The organism is Bradyrhizobium embrapense, from assembly GCF_001189235.2.
Classification (GTDB): Bacteria; Pseudomonadota; Alphaproteobacteria; order Rhizobiales; family Xanthobacteraceae; genus Bradyrhizobium; species Bradyrhizobium embrapense.
The window spans coordinates 228,201-243,788 of sequence record NZ_LFIP02000003.1 but is presented as its reverse complement, the minus strand read 5'-3'; the positions used below and the strand labels follow the sequence as shown (position 1 = coordinate 243,788).

The following is a 15,588-nucleotide window of genomic DNA, read 5'->3' as shown; positions in this document are numbered from 1 at the left end:
TTGCGAATTTGTCCGGACAATTGCAATCGGAAACATGCCGAGATCGGCCAACGCATGGTTGTGGCCGCGCGTCCCTTTCGGCCTGTCTCAGTGCCTTGTCATCGAGCGGTCCGGGCGATCGAGAATCGCCTCGGTAAATGGAAATTCGAGCACGATCTCGCCCTCGTCGTCGGTGACCTCGATGACCGCGCCGAGCAACGCGCCGTCGGCGCCCTCGGTCTTCAGCAGTTCGCGAATCATCGCCCGGGCCATCTCCCACGCACGATCCGGGTCGCGCAGGATCTCGCCGTCGGGATCGGAGATCAGCTCGTCGCCGATACGGGTATTGAAGAAATAGCGTGGCATCGGCTGAACTCGGCTCGGTTAGTCGCTTCCCGTCACCGGGAAGCACAGGATCGTCATCAGGACCTTCGGAGGATCGAACGGCCTCCGTCTCTTAGTCCAAGATCACCATTCGCCGTGTGGCGAACAACAGGAAAAAGGTCTGATGGCACCGGGTTTTGACGGGAAAAGCGCGCACAAATTTGTGACTGGCCGGAGTTCACCCTTCGCAGTGCAGCATGCCCTCGAGCAGGGCAGCTTGCGAAAAATTTAAGTGGCGAACTTTTCGAACCGCAGTAGTTTACTCTGCAGGGCGGAAAGTTCGTCCGGTTGCAACAAGGAGAGCCAAATGGCCTGGAAAGCACCGAAGATCGTCGAAGTATCGGTCGGCATGGAAATCAACATGTATATGTGCGCCACCCGCAAGTAAGCGGCAGCGCCTTATACACGTTTAGCGTTTTAGCGCAGGTGGACATCCGGGCGTGACGCGCTCCCGAGCATGGGGGTGTGTGCCTAAGCCGGGGTCCACCTCGTAACGTTTCTGGGCCCAGCCTATCAAACGTCTCCAGGGGACGGATCATGCTTCGTGTCGTCGTCCTGGGTGCCGCGGCGGGTGGCGGCGTTCCCCAGTGGAACTGCGGATGTGCCGTCTGCAGGGCGGCGCGAGGTGAGCATCCCGAACTGCAGAGCACGCAAGCCTCGATCGCGATCAGCAGCGATGGCGCGCACTGGTTCCTGGTCAACGCCTCCCCGGATCTCCGTCAGCAATTGATCGCGACGTCGCAGCTGCATCCGAAGCACGGCGCGCTGCGCCACAGCCCGATCGCGGGCGTCATCCTCACCAATGGCGAGATCGATGCCGTCGCCGGGCTGCTCTCGATGCGCGAGGGCTCGCCGTTTGCGATCTACGCGCATGAACGGGTGCTGGCGATCCTGCGCTCCAACAGCATCTTCAATGTGCTGAGCGAGAAGAACGTCGCCCGCCGGCCGATCGCGGTCGACCAGGCCTTCGAGCCGGCACTGCCCGACGGATCGCCGTCCGGGCTCGAGGTGCTGCCGTTCGAGGTTCCCGGCAAGGGCGCCTGGTATCTCGAGGGCAAGGCGCACCCGGCAGGCGCCGACGGCGTCGGCGATACGCTCGGCCTGCGTATTGCGGACAAGCAGAGCGGCAAATATTTCTACTTCCTGGCCGCCTGCGCCCGGGTGACCGACGATTTGAAATCGCGGCTCAAGGGCGCCCCGCTGGTGTTCTTCGACGGCACGGTGTGGCGCGACGACGAGCTGATCGCGGCAGGGCTTGGCAACAAGACCGGCCAGGGCATGGGACATATCGCGATGTCCGGCGATCAGGGCGCGATTGCGAGCCTCGCCGGGCTCGACATCGGACGAAAAGTGTTTTTGCATATCAACAACTCCAACCCGGCACTGCTTGGGACGTCGGCCGAACGCAAGGCGGCCGAACAGGCGGGTTGGCAGATTCCCGCCGACGGAACGGAGATCGTGCTGTGAACGCCGTGCCCACCTCTGGAATGACCGCGCTCTCGATCGGCAAGGGCATCATGCTCGACAGCGCCGAGGCGATGGAGGCGACGCTGCGCACGATCGGCGCGACGCGCTATCACAGCCTGCATCCGTTCCACCGCCTGCTGCATGGCGGCAAGCTCAACAAGGGCCAGGTCCAGGCCTGGGCGCTGAATCGCTATTATTACCAGAGCACGATCCCGCTGAAGGACGCGATGGTGATGACACGCTTTCGCGACCGCATGACGCGGGTCGAGTGGCGCCATCGCATTGAGGATCATGACGGCGATCTCGGCAGCGAAGGCGGCATCGAGCGCTGGCTGAAGCTGACCGAAGGGCTCGGCCTCGACACCGCCTATGTCGAGTCCACCGAAGGCATCCTGCCGGCGACGCGCTTTGCCGTGGAAGCCTATGTGCATTTCTGCCGCGACCGCACGCCGCTGGAAGCGATCGCCTCCTCGCTCACCGAATTGTTCGCGCCGAACCTGCACGAGGAGCGCATCTCGGGGATGCTGAAGCACTACGACTTCGTCAATCCCGACATCATGAGCTATTTCAGCCGCCGCCTGACCCAGGCGCCGCGCGATGCCGGCTTCGCGCTCGACTACGTCAAGCAGCACGCCAGGACGCCTGCGGAGCGCGAGGCGGTGTGCAACGCGCTGATCTTCAAGACCAACGTGCTGTGGGTGCAGCTCGATGCGCTGTATCACGCCTATGTCGACGACCACATTCCGCCCGGCGCCTTCGTGCCGCAGGCAAGTTAGAGACACCGTCATGGCCAGCCGCAACATCAGCGTCAGCGAGACCAGCCGGCCGAAACTGCCGCGCCATGCCAAGCTGAAATTCGACGAAACGCGGCAGGTCTGGGTGATCCTGGCGCCGGAGCGCGTGCTGGCGCCGGACGAAATCGCGGTCGAGGTCTTGCACCTCTGCGACGGCGTGCGCAGCGTCGCCCAGATGGTGGACCAGCTCGCGGAAAAATACGCAGCCCCACGCGAGGCGATCTTAACCGACGTGGTCGCGATGCTGCAGGATCTGGCCGACAAGGGCTTTCTCACCGAAGCGCGCGAGAGCACGGCATGACTGACACGCTCGCCGGCAACAAGACGACCTCGCAAGGCCCGCGCGACGGGCTTGCGGTGCTGGAAGGCGCCCGCTCCGCGGCCGAGACCTACGGCATCCCGCTCGCGGTGCTGCTCGAGGTCACCCATCGCTGCCCGCTGCAATGCCCTTATTGCTCGAACCCGGTCGAGCTCGACCGCGGCTCGACCGAGCTCACGACCGAGGAATGGAAGAAGGTGCTGAGCGAACTCGCCGAGCTCGGCGTGCTCCAGGTTCATTTCTCCGGCGGCGAGCCGACCGCGCGCAAGGACATCGTCGAGCTGGTGCAGCACGCATCCGATGTCGGGCTCTATTCCAACCTGATCACCTCGGCGGTGCTGCTGACCAAAGACAAGCTGTCGGCGCTGGCCGATGCCGGCCTCAGCCATGTGCAGATCAGTTTTCAAGGCAACGAGCCCAACGTCGCCGACCGCGTCGCAGGGCTGAAGGACGCGCACAAGAAGAAGCTCGAGGTCGCGAAATGGACCCGCGAGCTCGACATGCCGCTGACGGTCAATGCGGTGATGCACCGGCAGAACCTGCATCAACTGCCCGACATCATCCAGATGGCGGTCGACCTCGACGCCGACCGGCTCGAAGTCGCCAACGTGCAGTATTACGGGTGGGCGCTGAAGAACCGCGCCGCGCTGATGCCGACCATCGCGCAGATCGAGGAAACCAGCCGCATCGTCGAGGACGCACAGGTGCGCCTGAAGGGCACGCTCGCGATCGACTATGTGGTGCCGGACTACTACGCGCTGCGGCCGAAGAAGTGCATGGGCGGCTGGGGCCGCCAGTTCTTCAACATCTCGCCGGCCGGCAAGGTGCTGCCCTGCCACGCCGCCGAAAGCATCACCGGGCTGGAATTCGAATCGGTGCGCTCGAACCATTCGATCGCCTGGATCTGGCAGAACTCGGAGGCCTTCAACCGCTATCGCGGCACCGGCTGGATGCCGGAGCCGTGCAAATCCTGCGAATTCCGCGAGGTCGACTACGGCGGCTGCCGCTGCCAGGCCTTTGCGCTGACCGGCGATGCCGGCAACACCGACCCGGCCTGCGCGCTGTCGCCGCGGCACGAGGAGATCTTCAAGCAGGCCGAGCAGGAATCCGCCGGCACGCAGAACCGTTTCCTCTACCGCAACTTCGCCGGCGGCACGCTGGAGACGGACGAACATCAGGCCAGACGCCCGGACGACGCCAATGGCGCCTGACGCCGATGCCGGCAAGGCTGCCAGGCGCGCCGATCCGTTTGCGCCGCTGACATCGGAATGGCTCGATGTCGGCGACGGCCACAACCTGCACGTCGAGAGCGTCGGGCGCGAGGGCGGCATCCCCGCGGTCTATCTGCATGGCGGTCCCGGCAGCGGCTGCCAGCCGGATCATCGCCGGCTGTTCGATCCCGAGCGCTTTCACGCGGTGCTGTTCGACCAGCGCGGCTGCGGCCGCAGCCGGCCGAAGGGCAGCCGCGAGCACAACACGACGCAGCATCTGATCGCCGACCTGGAGAAGATCCGCGAGCGCTTCGGCTTCGCGCGCTGGATGGTGGTCGGCGGCTCCTGGGGCGCGACGCTGGCGCTGGCCTATGCACAGGCTCACCCTGACAAGGTCAGCGCCCTGGTGCTGCGCGCGACGTTTCTCGGCACAGCCGAGGAGTTGGAGGACGTGTTCCTGCGCGCTTTGCCGCGCTTCTATCCCGGCCTCTACGACGACTTCCTCAACGTCCTGCCCGAGGCCGAACGTGCGGCGCCGCTCGCCGCCTATTACCGCCGCATCCTCGATCCCGACGCCGCCGTACATGCACCGGCCGCGCGCGCCTGGCACGACACCGAGCGCACGCTATCGGAGCACACGCCAAAGCAGACGCGGCTCAACCTCTCGAACACGACGGGCGCCCTGCCCTCGACGCCGTTCATGGAGGCGCACTACTTCGCCAACGATTGCTTCATGCGGCCGAACCAACTGATGGAGGAGGCCGGCAAACTCGCCGGCATTCCCGGCATCCTGGTGCAGGGCCGCTATGATCTGCTGTGCCCGCCCGCCACCTCGCACGCGCTCGCCGCGCGCTGGCCCGGCAGCGAAGTCCGCATCATCGACGGCGCCGGCCACATCCTCTACGATCCCGGCATCCGCAACGCCGTGATGAAGGCGATCGCGGATCTGGCGGTAAGACGCTGACGACGACGCGCCTCATAAACTGAGGCGCCGGCACGGCGTATTAACAGGACCTCGATGGCGATCTGAGTTCAACTTGGCCGATCGGTCATTTCGTTTGCGGTGCAAGGTCGTTTGCGGCTTTGTATGTCCCATCAGGATTGCGACAGGCCAGCCTGCGCATCGACAAGATCCGGCCGTGCCATTTCATCAGCACCTCCGAATTCCAGCCGCCCCTTCTTTCCGCCTGCCAAATGGCTGGCCCAACGATCCAGAAAAGTTCCGCCGCTAGCCGAAAGAATGGTCGAAATAGAGTTCCCTCCCCTAGGGAGCCAATCGCCGTCGCGCGCGTTCTGTTCCGGGAACAATGAAGGACAGGAGCACGGGTTTGAGAGGATCGTCTTCTCTGACACACACTCAAAGGCGATCGTTAAGTTCACTAGTGAACAATCTAGTCGGCAGCGGGCGACGTACCCGTAGGCAGCCTTTTGCCTCTGCCGTCTCGTGCAGAACGATAAACATTAAGCTGTTACCAGACGCGCCATGAAACAAACACTCAATCGAATTTCGACCGGCAACGCTGGCTTGGACTATGTCCTTCGCGGAGGCTTGCCCCGTAACCGCTTATACCTTGTCGAGGGAACGCCTGGTTCCGGCAAAACTACGCTCGCACTCGAATTTCTCCAGGACGGTCAATCCGAGAATGAGCGGGTGCTCTACATCACATTGTCGGAAACGAAGGAAGAACTCGAGGTCGTCGCGGCCTCGCACGGTTGGAATCTGAGCGGAATTGATATTTTTGAACTGAGCGCTGCCGACGAAGTCCTCGGTCCAGGAAGAGATCAGTCGATACTCCATAGCTGGGAGATTGAGCTTGGAGAAACGATCAAGCTCATCAAGGCGCGGGTCGAGGAGATCAAGCCGACAAGGGTCGTGTTCGACAGTCTTTCCGAGATGCGGCTGCTCGCCCAGGATCCACTTCGATATCGGCGGCAGCTTCTCGTTCTGAAGCAATTTTTCTCCGGTCTCAGTACAACGGTCTTGCTGGTGGACGACTTGACCGGGTCAGGCGGCAATTTGGATAATCACTTACACAGCCTTTGCCACGGCGTGGTTACCCTGTCGCGGCTAACGCTGGACTTTGGCGCAGCACGGCGACGGCTTCAGGTTCAAAAACTTCGCGGCGTCGATTTCATCGCGGGATTTCATGATTTCGTCATTCGTCGTGGCGGCTTGGATATTTTTCCTCGACTGGTCGCAGCCGAGCATGAGATCGCAAACTCGCATGAACTCGTTGGTAGCGGCATACCGGAACTTGATGCGCTGCTGAATGGCGGCCCTGCGCGCGGCACAGGAGTGCTTATCACCGGGCCTTCCGGCGCAGGAAAGACGACTCTCGGGCTGCAATACCTTGCTGCCGCTTGCGAGAGAGGAGAGAAGGCAACGGTCTATCAATTCGACGAGCGCACCGACACCCTTCTCGCACGCGCGGAAGCATTGGGCCTCAACCTTCGAGCGTGCATCGACAGCGGGCAGCTTGTCGTTCGGCAGATCGACCCTGCCGAGATATCGCCAGGCGAGTTCGCCGCCAACGTTATCAAGGAAGTTCAACAACGCTCCATCAAGATCCTCATGATCGACAGCCTCAGCGGCTACGTCGCCGCGATGCCGCAGGAGCAGCAACTCATTCTGCAACTTCACGAACTCCTGTCCTATCTCAGCCAGTCCGGCGTCCTGACACTGATGATCAATCCCCAAACCGGCTTCTTCGGAAACATGCAGACGAATGGTTTGGATATTTCGTATTTGGCCGACACGGTCATCCTTCTCCGGTTCTTCGAGGCTGCAGGACGGATCCGGAAGGCTATCTCCGTCGTCAAGAACAGGTCCGGAAGGCACGAAGATACGATACGCGAGATGCGCATCGACGACCGAGGCGTGAGGGTCGGCGAGCCGCTGTCGGGGTTCAAGGGCGTCTTGACCGGAACGCCGGAATACATGGGCGCAGCCAATCCCCTCATGGAAGATCGCGGTTCAGGTGCATAGAACAGCCGCCGAAGGCCATCGCGTCCTGATCATCGCGCCTTACGGCCGCGATGCCGAGAGCGTATCGGGACTATTGGTGTCCCAGGGTTACGATACGAAGATCTGCGAAAGCTTCGTCGAACTCGCGCCACTGGTGGATGCTCATGCGGGCGTCGTTCTGATGACCGAGGAAGCACTCCGCGCAGACACGTCCGCGCTGCAATCCGCCTTGACGGCACAACCGGCGTGGTCGGACATTCCGTTCGTTCTGCTGTTCGGCCGACGAGCAGGACGCGAGCATCCGAATGAAGCTGTCCGCCGCAAACTGCCGCCAAGCGCAACGAATGTGGTCTTGCTCGAGAGGCCACTCAGCACCGAATCCCTGCTGAGCACGATCACGTCGGCTATGCGGGCGCGACAGCGACAATTCTTGATGCGCGATCAACTCGCGGAGCTCGAGACGCAGCGGGCCAGCTTGAGGACACTTCTCGACAATCTCCCGGTCGGGGTCGTGTTCCTTGACAAGACCGGAACCGGTCTGGTCTCGAATCCAGCATTCAAACGTTTTTCCAAGTCCGGCAAAAGCCCCGCTTTCGACTCTGCAGCGGAGCGTGAATGGCTTGCGCAGGACAGCGACGGCTCTCCGCTCTCGCGAGACCGGTTCCCGAGCGCGCGTGCACTGCAGGGCGAACACGTGACCGGAGTCGAATTTCTCTACACGGGCTTGGCAGAGGGACCAGTATGGACCCGCATCAGCAGCGTGCCAATCTTGAGAGACGACGGCACGATCATGGGGGCGATAAGTGTCGTCGTCGACATCAACGAGCAAAAGCTTGCGCAGCAAAGGCTGGCAAAGGCTGCCGAGACCCTCGAGTTGCAGGTAGCCGAACGCACCGCGGAGCTTGAGAAGGCCTTGTCCGATCTCCGCAAGGAGACGGCAGAGCGGTCGCGGGCGGAATCCGCGCTGATCCAGGCTCAAAAAATGGAAGCTGTCGGCCAGCTCACCGGCGGCATTGCGCACGACTTCAACAACATGCTCACGGGCGTCATCGGCGCCATCGATTTGATGAAACGGCGCATTGCATCCAATCGGCTTGACGACTTGAATCGCTTCATGGATGCGGCGAGTACGTCGGCGCACCGGGCCGCCAATCTGACATCACGGCTTCTCGCCTTCTCGCGCCGGCAATCTCTCGACAGCAAACCGACCGACATCAATGCTCTGGTCCGGTCGCTCTCGGACCTGCTGCATCACACTGTGGACGAGAACATCTCGATCGCCATCGAAACCAACGAGGACGTGCCCGCCGCCATCGTGGATGCCAATCAACTCGAGAACGCCATCCTAAACCTCGCCATCAACGCGCGAGACGCGATGCCTCACGGAGGCAAGCTTACCGTCGAGACGTCCGTAGTTGACCTCGACGCGACATATACAAAGTCTCGACCAGGCATTTCGCCCGGCCGCTACGTGGTCTTGGCGGTTTCGGACACCGGTGTCGGAATGACGCCGGACCTGATCGAAAAGGTCTTTGATCCTTTCTTCACGACAAAGCCTGTGGGGCAAGGTACCGGTCTCGGTCTATCGATGGTCTACGGGTTCGCACGGCAGTCAAACGGCCAGGTCCGGATCCATTCGACGCCGGGCCAAGGCACCTCCGCGAAGATCTACCTGCCGGCCGCGGATCAAAGGGCGATCGAGACCACCGTCCATCATGAAGCGTCTCCGCAAGGAGCCGGTCAGCCCGTTCTGCTTGTCGAAGACGACCCTTCGGTTCGTCTTCTGATCGGCGAACTGCTCTCGGAGCTGGGGTACGGAACGATCGAAGCACCTGATTCTGAAACCGCAATCAAGCTGCTGGAAAGCGGCCGTCCGATAGACATGATGATTTCCGATGTTGGACTGCCCGGCATGAACGGCCGGCAACTCGCCGAAGTCGCTCGCAAGCATCACCCGAAGGTGCCGATTCTGTTCGTCACCGGCTATGCCGCAAACGCCGCCATTCGAGCTGGTTTCCTCGGAACGAACATGGCGATGATAAGCAAGCCCTTTCAGGTCGAAGAACTGGCGGCAAAGATAGGTGAGATGCTGTCCTAGAAACCGGATTTAACTTCGGCATGTCGACCCGGTCGCGCATGTCGGCAATCGGCATGATTTCGGAATAATGGAAAAATACCGCTGAGTTGCCCGACGTGTCAAGTCGCCAGGTCGACCACCCGGCAACCGGCTACTGTGCATGGGGTTGTTTTCGATATTTTTGCCGCGCCCCTTCAAACCAGGTTCAGGTCCTTCGGCTTGATGCCGGTGAAGATGCGCTCGAGGCTCGCCTGCTGCAGGCCGTAGACGTGCTGGATCAGGCCGGCGAAGAACGCCTTGTAGTCGGTCAGCACCGGGTAGTCGCGGTTCTGGAACAGCGTCGCCTGCGTGACCTGGACCTGCTCGCCGGCCATGCGTCCGCCGTTGATGCCGCCGCCCATCACCCAATAGACGCTGCCATGGCCGTGATCGGTGCCGCGGTCGCCGTTCTCGCGGAAGGTGCGGCCGAACTCGGAGATGACGACCACCACGGTGTCGCGCCACATCGCCGGGCCGATCTCCTCGGAGAAGCCGGCAAGGCCCCTGCCGAGTTCGCCGAGCCGGTCGGCGAGATAGCCGGTCGCCGCGCCCTGGTTGACGTGGGTGTCCCAGCCGCCGACGTCGACGAAGCCGAGGTTGAACTGCTCGCGCATCAGGCGGCCGATCCGCCGCGCCGACAATTCGAAGCCGCGCGGCGACACCGCGCCGCGGTTGGCCGCCATCATCTCCTCGGAGACCGATTTGTAGACGTCGTCGCGGACGCGAAAGCCTTCCGACACCGAATTGGCGAGATCGCCCTTCGCATACATCTCCCGGATCAGCCGCGCCTGGCGATCGTCGACACCGGGCTTGCTGACGCTGGCGATGCCGATGTTCGGGATCTGGTTCTGGCCGCGGAAGATCAGCGGCAGCTGGTCGGTGAAGGAGATCGGCTTCACCCGCGTCAGTTCGGTCGCGAGCCGGCTCATGAAGCCGGAGCGGTAGTCGCGGCTGCCGCCGACCGCCTGCCCGAGCTCGATCGTGTCCTGGGTCTCGAAATGGCTGCGCGAGAGGTCGTCGCTGGTGCCGGCGAACGGGACAAACGCGATCTCGCGCTTGGCCCACAGCGGATAGATCGAATCGCGCAATGCCGGATGCAGCCCCCATCCGGCGTCGAGCGCCAGCGCCGCATTCGGATTGCCGGCGTCGGGCCGCGCAACTGCAAGCGTCGGGCGCGAGGCGTAATAGAACTCGCTGCCGACCGGCACCACCACATTGGCCGCGTCATAGGCGCCGCGCAGGAATACGACGAGCAGGCGCGCGTCGGTCGCGGGCGCGGCCCAGACCCGGCCGGCAAGGGTGAGCGAAGCGGAAGCGGCGAAGGCCTTGAGCAGTTCACGGCGGTCCATTGGCGAACCTCCCTTTCAGTGCATGAACTCGGGTGACGACAGAAACAGCGTGTTCCAGTCCTGCGGCGACACCGCCTGGTCGAGCGCGGCGAGCGTGGTCGGGCTCAGCGTCTGCCTGATATTGCTGAAGTAGAGCCCGTTCATGACCAGCGGAAACGCCGGCTGGTCGACCGCGTTGGGCTCGTTCGGCTTGAACAGGCCGGTCGATCCCGAGCCGATCGCACGCGCGATCTCGAACCGCAGCATCATCTGCCCGGGACCGTTCCAGGCCGCCGACAGCATCGAATAGCCGTCGGGCGTCTCGTGATTGAACAGGCCCTCCGACAGGCGGTTGAGCCAGCCCTGGATCGGCAGCGTGTTGAGGATGACCTTGGTGTCGTAGGCGAGCCGCACCGACGACATCACGTACAGCATCGGGTCCTTGAACTTGGCGCCGCCCTTCAGGCTGGCGACGAATTCGGGGGCATGAACCAGCGTCGACATCACGGCCGCGATATCGCCGTCGGTCTTCTGGAAGGTCTGCGCCATCTGCTGCACCAGCGCGGGCGGCGGATTGTCCGACACGAAATAGGTCGCAAGCTGCTTTGCGATGTGCGTCGCGGTCGCGGGATGATGGCAGAGGATGTCGAGCGCCTCGTCGACTTCGGCAAGGCCCCGGCCCTTGATCTGATGGCCGAGGAAGGTCTTGTCGCCGAAATCGTGGCGCGCCGGGTTGAACTCGAAGGCGCCCTCGCGGACCAGCTGGGATTGCTGCTCGGACTTCAGCTTCGGATCCTCCGACTTGAAGTCGATGCCGACGCCGGTGAGGATTCGCGCCAGCGCCTCGACGTCGGCCTGGGTATAGCCGGAGCCGACGCCCATGGTGTGCAGCTCCATGATCTCGCGGGCGTAGTTCTCGTTGAGGTGGCCGGCTGCGTTGTCGGCATTGTCGAGATAGCGCAGCATCACGGGGTGATGCAGCGTCGCCGACAACAGGGTACGGAACTTGCCGAGCGCATTGGCGCGGATCGCGCGATCCTCGTAGTCGCCGACCAGCACGCGGATGTTGGACTTGTACTGGTGGACATTGAAGTGGTTGAACCAGAACCAGGTCAGCCGTTCGCGCAATTGATCCGGCGCGTAGAGCGCGTGCAGGATGGTGCGCGCCGCGGCCTGCCTGGCGCGATCGTTCATGGCCTGCTGATAGACCTGCTGCGCCGCCTTGCGCTGCTCGGGATCGGCGACCTGGTTGGCGGATTTCGCTTGCTGGTCGAACGAGGCCGCAATGTCGAACGGGAAGCGATGCACGTCCGGCATCGCCTCGATCTGCTTCTGTGCGGCGGCCGGCAATGCGACGTTGGCCGGATGCAGCTGCTCCTGCAGCCAGCGTTCGGTGCCGACCTCGCGCAGATGCGCCGCGCTCGTGGCGTTGACGCCCCAGGTCAATCGATCGAGCAGCGCGATGTCCTGGCTCGCGAGTTCGGCTGCCCGAACCGGCTGGTGGAGAATCACCAGCCCCGCGATCGTGCCGATCATCAGTTTCGCTGATGTCGGCAATCCGAGTGTGGCCGTGATGCTCATGAAGGCTGACCTGCTCGGCTCATGGTGTCATGCCCTCAGTGTTTGCATTTGCCGGGAGGACATGCCGGCGCGGCGGGGCGTGGTGCTGCGGGTCTCGGCGGCGGCGCGGCCATCCGCGGCGGTGGCGCTGCACGCTGCGCCTGCACAGCCGGTCGTGGTGGCGGCGGCGCGGCGCGTGGAGCCGGTGCCGGATGCGGTGCAACGGCTGCGGCACGAGGCGGTGGGGGAGCTGCGCGGGCCGGAGCTGTGACCCGCGCCGGCGCGGGCCGGGAGACCGGTGCCGGCGACACCGCGGCATGCGCGGGGGCCGAACGCGCGGCCGGCGTCTGCCGTGCCGGCGGTGTGCGGCTCGCCGGCGACGGCGCCGTCGCGGGCTTCACGTTTGCGGTCGGTGCGGTCGCGGCATGCGAGAGCGGTTGCGCGTTTGGCTTGCCGGCAGTCGCGGGCGAGGCCGGCGCGTTGGTCGCAGGGGCAACGCCGGGCTTGGACGGCGGAGCCGGCTGCGCATTGGCAGGCGCCATGGCTGTCGCCGGCTTGCCTGGCGTCACCGCGTTCGGCTTTGCTCCGGACTGCGCGGCACCGGGTTGCGCGGCACCAGGTTGCACGGTGCCCGGCTGCGCGGCGCCATGCTGCTGCGTCGGGTTGGCCGGCGCGGTCGCCGATTGCGGCAGCGGCGGTCCATTCTTTGCGCCAGGCAAAGTGTGCGCGCCCGTCGCATTCGGCGCGACGGTTGCGTTCGGCGTAGCGCCGGGTGCTCCCATCGCCGCCCCCTGCGCCGGTGTCGCGCCTTGCGGACCGCCCGGCTGGGCCAGATTGGCCCGCTGCATCGCCGCGGCCGGCAGTTGCGGCGCCGCCCTGACCGGCGCGCCGCCCATGGCCGCCGTCACGCCGGCCGCCTGGAGTTGCGCCGGCGTGGGGTTGGGATTGTTGATCACGGTGTTGATGACCGTCGTATTGTGGATGTTGTTGAACACGATGTTGTTCTGCGGCGGCACGACATAGGCCGGTGCGGCGACGTAGGCCGGCATCGCCACGAAGAACGGCGTCGGCAGCACGAACAGGCCGATTGGCGGTGGCGGCGGCGGCAGCACGACGAAGTCGGGCGGCGGCGGCGGCAGGAAGAACACCGGCGGCGGTGGCGGTGGCGCGAAGTCGAACACCGGATCGCTGTAGTAGAGCACCGGGCGGTCGACATAGACGACCTCGTCGGGCGGCGGCGGTGGCACGTCGTAGTCGAGCGCCGTGAACTGCGGCGGCGGCTCCAGCGCGGCCGACAGATAGGCGAGCCGGCGCCGGGCGTCGTAGGCATGCGGCCCGCGCGGATAACGCCGCAGGTACGACCAATAGGCGTCAGGCGTGTCGGCGTTGTAGGTGCGCCGCCAGGTGATGGCCTCGCGCCGCGCCGCCACGATCGCCCGCACGCGCTTGGCCAGCGGATCGGTCGGATAGGCCTGCAGATAGTCCTCGTAGCCTTGCAGCGTGTCGCGCTCCAGCGCCGCGGCATAGGCGTCCCGCGCCGGGAAATCGCGGATCGGCTTGGTGCGCAGCCCGGCATCGACCTGCTGCGGCGGCGCGTCCGGCTTGCGCTCGAAGAACATGAAGGGCGCGTCGACCTTCTGGGCATTCCATGGGATCTGGCCGCCCTTGGTCATTTCGTTGACGCGCAGGCGAACGCGGTCGAACACTTCGGGCAGAGTCAGGCCGCCGGCGCGAATCATTTCCGCCAGCGCCTGTGCATAGGGCCCGTAAGGCGGCGCGCCGTCAGGGGCGACGGTGCCGGGCGCCGAATTGAAGGCGATCAGCATCTTCGGATCAGGATCGACCAGCGCAAGGCCGCCGGCCAGCGGCTGGCCGTCCTTGGCGAAGGGATTGCTGCGCGCCGCATCGAGCACGATGACGCCGGCCTTGATCGGCAACGCCGAGAGCTGATGGCTGTAGTCGGAGAGGCGGATAGCCTCGACCGGGACGTCGGTGTCGCGGGCGATCTTGGCATCGACCGGCACGAAATAGTTCTCGCCGGTGAGCTGCACGCCGTAGCCGGCAAGATAGACGAAGGCCACCGCATTGGGCCCTGCATCCTGCACCTTCTGGATGAAATCGCGGAACGACTTGCGCAGTGTTTCGCCGTCGAGATCGCGCGCCCCGACCACGTCGAAGCCGGCGGCCTGCAATGTCTGCGCGATCAGGCCGGCATCGTTTGCGGCGGTCTGCAACGCACCGGCCTGATAGGCGCCGTTGCCGACGACGAGCGCAAGGCGTTTCTCCTGATCCTGCGCATGGACGGGAAGCGACACGAGCGACACCAGACCGACGATCAGAGCCCACAGAATGCGCGCCATAGTGGTCGTCCCTTTTCTTCTCAAGAGTTGGCGTTACGGATGGAAAGGCTACTTCCGTGAATGCGCGCTGAACAGGATTGCGGCAATTGTGGCAATCCTTGGTCTGCACGGTCGCGGGCGCCCCTGAATCGGCTTCCCGGGCGGGCGCGATCAGGCGATATTGCGCAGATAAAACAGGCAAAAAAGGAGCACTCGATGCCGATCGCCGGACAAGGCATGCTGCTGACCTCGATGGATATCGACAGCTTACACGAAGCTGAATTCAACCGCTGGTACGATCGCGAGCACCTCGAAGAACGAGTCGCGATCGACGGCTTCCTGGAGGCCCGACGCTACGTCGCCCATGACGGCAAGCCGAAATATCTCAGCCTCTACTCGACCGCGACCTTCGCAGTGCTCGAGAGCCCGGCCTACCGCAAGGCGCTCGCCAACCAGACCGACTGGTCGAAGGCCAACATCGCGCGCTTCCAGAACATGATCCGCGGGGTCGCGCGCATCACGATCAGCCGCGGCGTCGGCAGAGGCGCGGCGCTCGGCATCATCCGGCTGCGCCCGCCCGCCGATGGAGCGGACAAACTCCGCGCTGCATTGCGGGAGCAATTCGATCCCGCCGCGCGCGACGGCATCATTTCGATGCATCTGCTCGAGAATGACCCCGTGCTCTCGAAGCCGCTGACGCCGGACGCCGGGAAAGCCGATCCGGGCGCCGGCGACTGGTTCGTCCTGATCGACGCCACCGATGTCAGCGCGGTGCCTGCAGCCGCGGCAAGCATCACCGGCAACCCTGCCTTGAAGCCGCTCGTGATCACCAGCGGCGTCTACCGGCTGTTGTGGGATATCGCGAAGAGCGATCTTCCGCGCGGCTGACGCTCAATCCGGCAAAGTGCGAAGCGGTTTTGGCTCGCGAGCAACGCGCTGCGCTTGCGCGGAAATCATGCTCAACACACGCGGCATCGCGGTGCAGACCATGCTGCACCGCGACATAACGCAATCGAGATTAACGCTACACGCGCATCAGCCGCGCGAAAGCTGATGATCGGACAATTTAGCCTTTGCCTTCTCTGGAACGGCTCTAATAAGATAAGCCTATGATCCAATTCAAAAA

At 64.0% G+C, this 15,588-nt stretch carries 13 protein-coding genes; 9 read left to right on the top strand and 4 right to left on the bottom strand.

The annotated features are described in order from the left end of the window. Window positions 1-87 precede the first annotated feature (87 nt). Entirely contained in the window at window positions 88-345 is a 258-nt protein-coding gene (locus AKN83_RS15175; protein ID WP_050402107.1) for a DUF6894 family protein, read from the bottom strand. Window positions 346-670: 325 nt separating this feature from the next. Between AKN83_RS15175 and pqqA the strand changes: the two genes are divergently transcribed. The 8 genes from pqqA to AKN83_RS15140 all read left to right on the top strand — a co-directional run bounded on the left by pqqA (window position 671) and on the right by AKN83_RS15140 (window position 9,217). Next, complete coding sequence (gene pqqA / locus AKN83_RS38295) at window positions 671-751, top strand: pyrroloquinoline quinone precursor peptide PqqA (RefSeq protein ID WP_035635412.1); 81 nt, start codon at window positions 671-673, stop codon at window positions 749-751. Window positions 752-900: 149 nt separating this feature from the next. Beyond that, window positions 901-1,830, top strand: a complete 930-nt coding sequence (pqqB, locus tag AKN83_RS15170; RefSeq protein WP_050402106.1) for a pyrroloquinoline quinone biosynthesis protein PqqB — start codon at window positions 901-903, stop codon at window positions 1,828-1,830. A 20-nt stretch (window positions 1,831-1,850) separates the two neighbouring features. Then, window positions 1,851-2,606, top strand: coding sequence for a pyrroloquinoline-quinone synthase PqqC (gene pqqC / locus AKN83_RS15165; RefSeq protein WP_430641564.1), 756 nt, complete (start codon window positions 1,851-1,853; stop codon window positions 2,604-2,606). Window positions 2,607-2,616: 10 nt separating this feature from the next. After that, complete coding sequence (gene pqqD, locus AKN83_RS15160) at window positions 2,617-2,925, top strand: pyrroloquinoline quinone biosynthesis peptide chaperone PqqD (protein ID WP_050402104.1); 309 nt, start codon at window positions 2,617-2,619, stop codon at window positions 2,923-2,925. Next, window positions 2,922-4,154 carry a pyrroloquinoline quinone biosynthesis protein PqqE gene (pqqE, locus tag AKN83_RS15155; protein ID WP_050402103.1) on the top strand — a complete coding sequence of 411 codons (1,233 nt, stop codon included), beginning with the start codon at window positions 2,922-2,924 and terminating at the stop codon, window positions 4,152-4,154. Before pqqD ends, pqqE begins: the two co-directional genes overlap by 4 nt. Next, a complete protein-coding gene (pip, locus tag AKN83_RS15150; protein ID WP_050402102.1) occupies window positions 4,144-5,118 on the top strand; it encodes a prolyl aminopeptidase in 975 nt (324 codons plus the stop codon). The genes pqqE and pip overlap by 11 nt, the downstream gene beginning before the upstream one ends. Window positions 5,119-5,637: 519 nt before the next feature. Beyond that, window positions 5,638-7,140 carry an ATPase domain-containing protein gene (locus AKN83_RS15145; protein ID WP_050402101.1) on the top strand — a complete coding sequence of 501 codons (1,503 nt, stop codon included), beginning with the start codon at window positions 5,638-5,640 and terminating at the stop codon, window positions 7,138-7,140. Further along, a complete protein-coding gene (locus tag AKN83_RS15140) occupies window positions 7,133-9,217 on the top strand; it encodes a hybrid sensor histidine kinase/response regulator (protein WP_050402100.1) in 2,085 nt (694 codons plus the stop codon). Before AKN83_RS15145 ends, AKN83_RS15140 begins: the two co-directional genes overlap by 8 nt. Window positions 9,218-9,390: 173 nt before the next feature. Here AKN83_RS15140 and AKN83_RS15135 read toward each other — a convergent pair whose 3' ends face one another. The 3 genes from AKN83_RS15135 to AKN83_RS15125 are packed head-to-tail and all read right to left on the bottom strand — an operon-like array spanning window position 9,391 to window position 14,483. Next, window positions 9,391-10,584 carry a DUF1501 domain-containing protein gene (locus tag AKN83_RS15135; RefSeq protein ID WP_050402099.1) on the bottom strand — a complete coding sequence of 398 codons (1,194 nt, stop codon included), beginning with the start codon at window positions 10,582-10,584 and terminating at the stop codon, window positions 9,391-9,393. Between the two features lie 15 nt (window positions 10,585-10,599). Beyond that, window positions 10,600-12,144 (bottom strand): DUF1800 domain-containing protein, encoded by a 1,545-nt coding sequence (locus AKN83_RS15130; RefSeq protein ID WP_430641550.1) that lies wholly within the window; start codon window positions 12,142-12,144, stop codon window positions 10,600-10,602. Between the two features lie 35 nt (window positions 12,145-12,179). After that, window positions 12,180-14,483, bottom strand: a complete 2,304-nt coding sequence (locus AKN83_RS15125; RefSeq protein WP_050402097.1) for a caspase family protein — start codon at window positions 14,481-14,483, stop codon at window positions 12,180-12,182. A 195-nt stretch (window positions 14,484-14,678) separates the two neighbouring features. On the opposite strand from AKN83_RS15125, the gene AKN83_RS15120 reads away from it, so the two are divergent. After that, the gene (locus AKN83_RS15120; RefSeq protein ID WP_050402096.1) at window positions 14,679-15,350 is read left to right on the top strand and encodes a DUF4286 family protein; all 672 of its coding nucleotides are present in this window, start codon (window positions 14,679-14,681) and stop codon (window positions 15,348-15,350) included. The last annotated feature ends 238 nt before the right edge of the window (window positions 15,351-15,588 follow it).

Coding starts and splice junctions, on each gene's coding strand:
- AKN83_RS15125 (WP_050402097.1), bottom strand. CDS start 14,483: ATGGCGCGCATTCTGTGGGCTCTGATCGTCGGTCTGGTGTCGCTCGTG.
- AKN83_RS15145 (WP_050402101.1), top strand. CDS start 5,638: ATGAAACAAACACTCAATCGAATTTCGACCGGCAACGCTGGCTTGGAC.
- AKN83_RS15130 (WP_430641550.1), bottom strand. CDS start 12,144: ATGAGCATCACGGCCACACTCGGATTGCCGACATCAGCGAAACTGATG.
- pqqC (WP_430641564.1), top strand. CDS start 1,851: ATGACCGCGCTCTCGATCGGCAAGGGCATCATGCTCGACAGCGCCGAG.
- pqqD (WP_050402104.1), top strand. CDS start 2,617: ATGGCCAGCCGCAACATCAGCGTCAGCGAGACCAGCCGGCCGAAACTG.
- pqqA (WP_035635412.1), top strand. CDS start 671: ATGGCCTGGAAAGCACCGAAGATCGTCGAAGTATCGGTCGGCATGGAA.
- pip (WP_050402102.1), top strand. CDS start 4,144: ATGGCGCCTGACGCCGATGCCGGCAAGGCTGCCAGGCGCGCCGATCCG.
- pqqE (WP_050402103.1), top strand. CDS start 2,922: ATGACTGACACGCTCGCCGGCAACAAGACGACCTCGCAAGGCCCGCGC.
- AKN83_RS15135 (WP_050402099.1), bottom strand. CDS start 10,584: ATGGACCGCCGTGAACTGCTCAAGGCCTTCGCCGCTTCCGCTTCGCTC.
- pqqB (WP_050402106.1), top strand. CDS start 901: ATGCTTCGTGTCGTCGTCCTGGGTGCCGCGGCGGGTGGCGGCGTTCCC.
- AKN83_RS15120 (WP_050402096.1), top strand. CDS start 14,679: ATGCCGATCGCCGGACAAGGCATGCTGCTGACCTCGATGGATATCGAC.
- AKN83_RS15175 (WP_050402107.1), bottom strand. CDS start 345: ATGCCACGCTATTTCTTCAATACCCGTATCGGCGACGAGCTGATCTCC.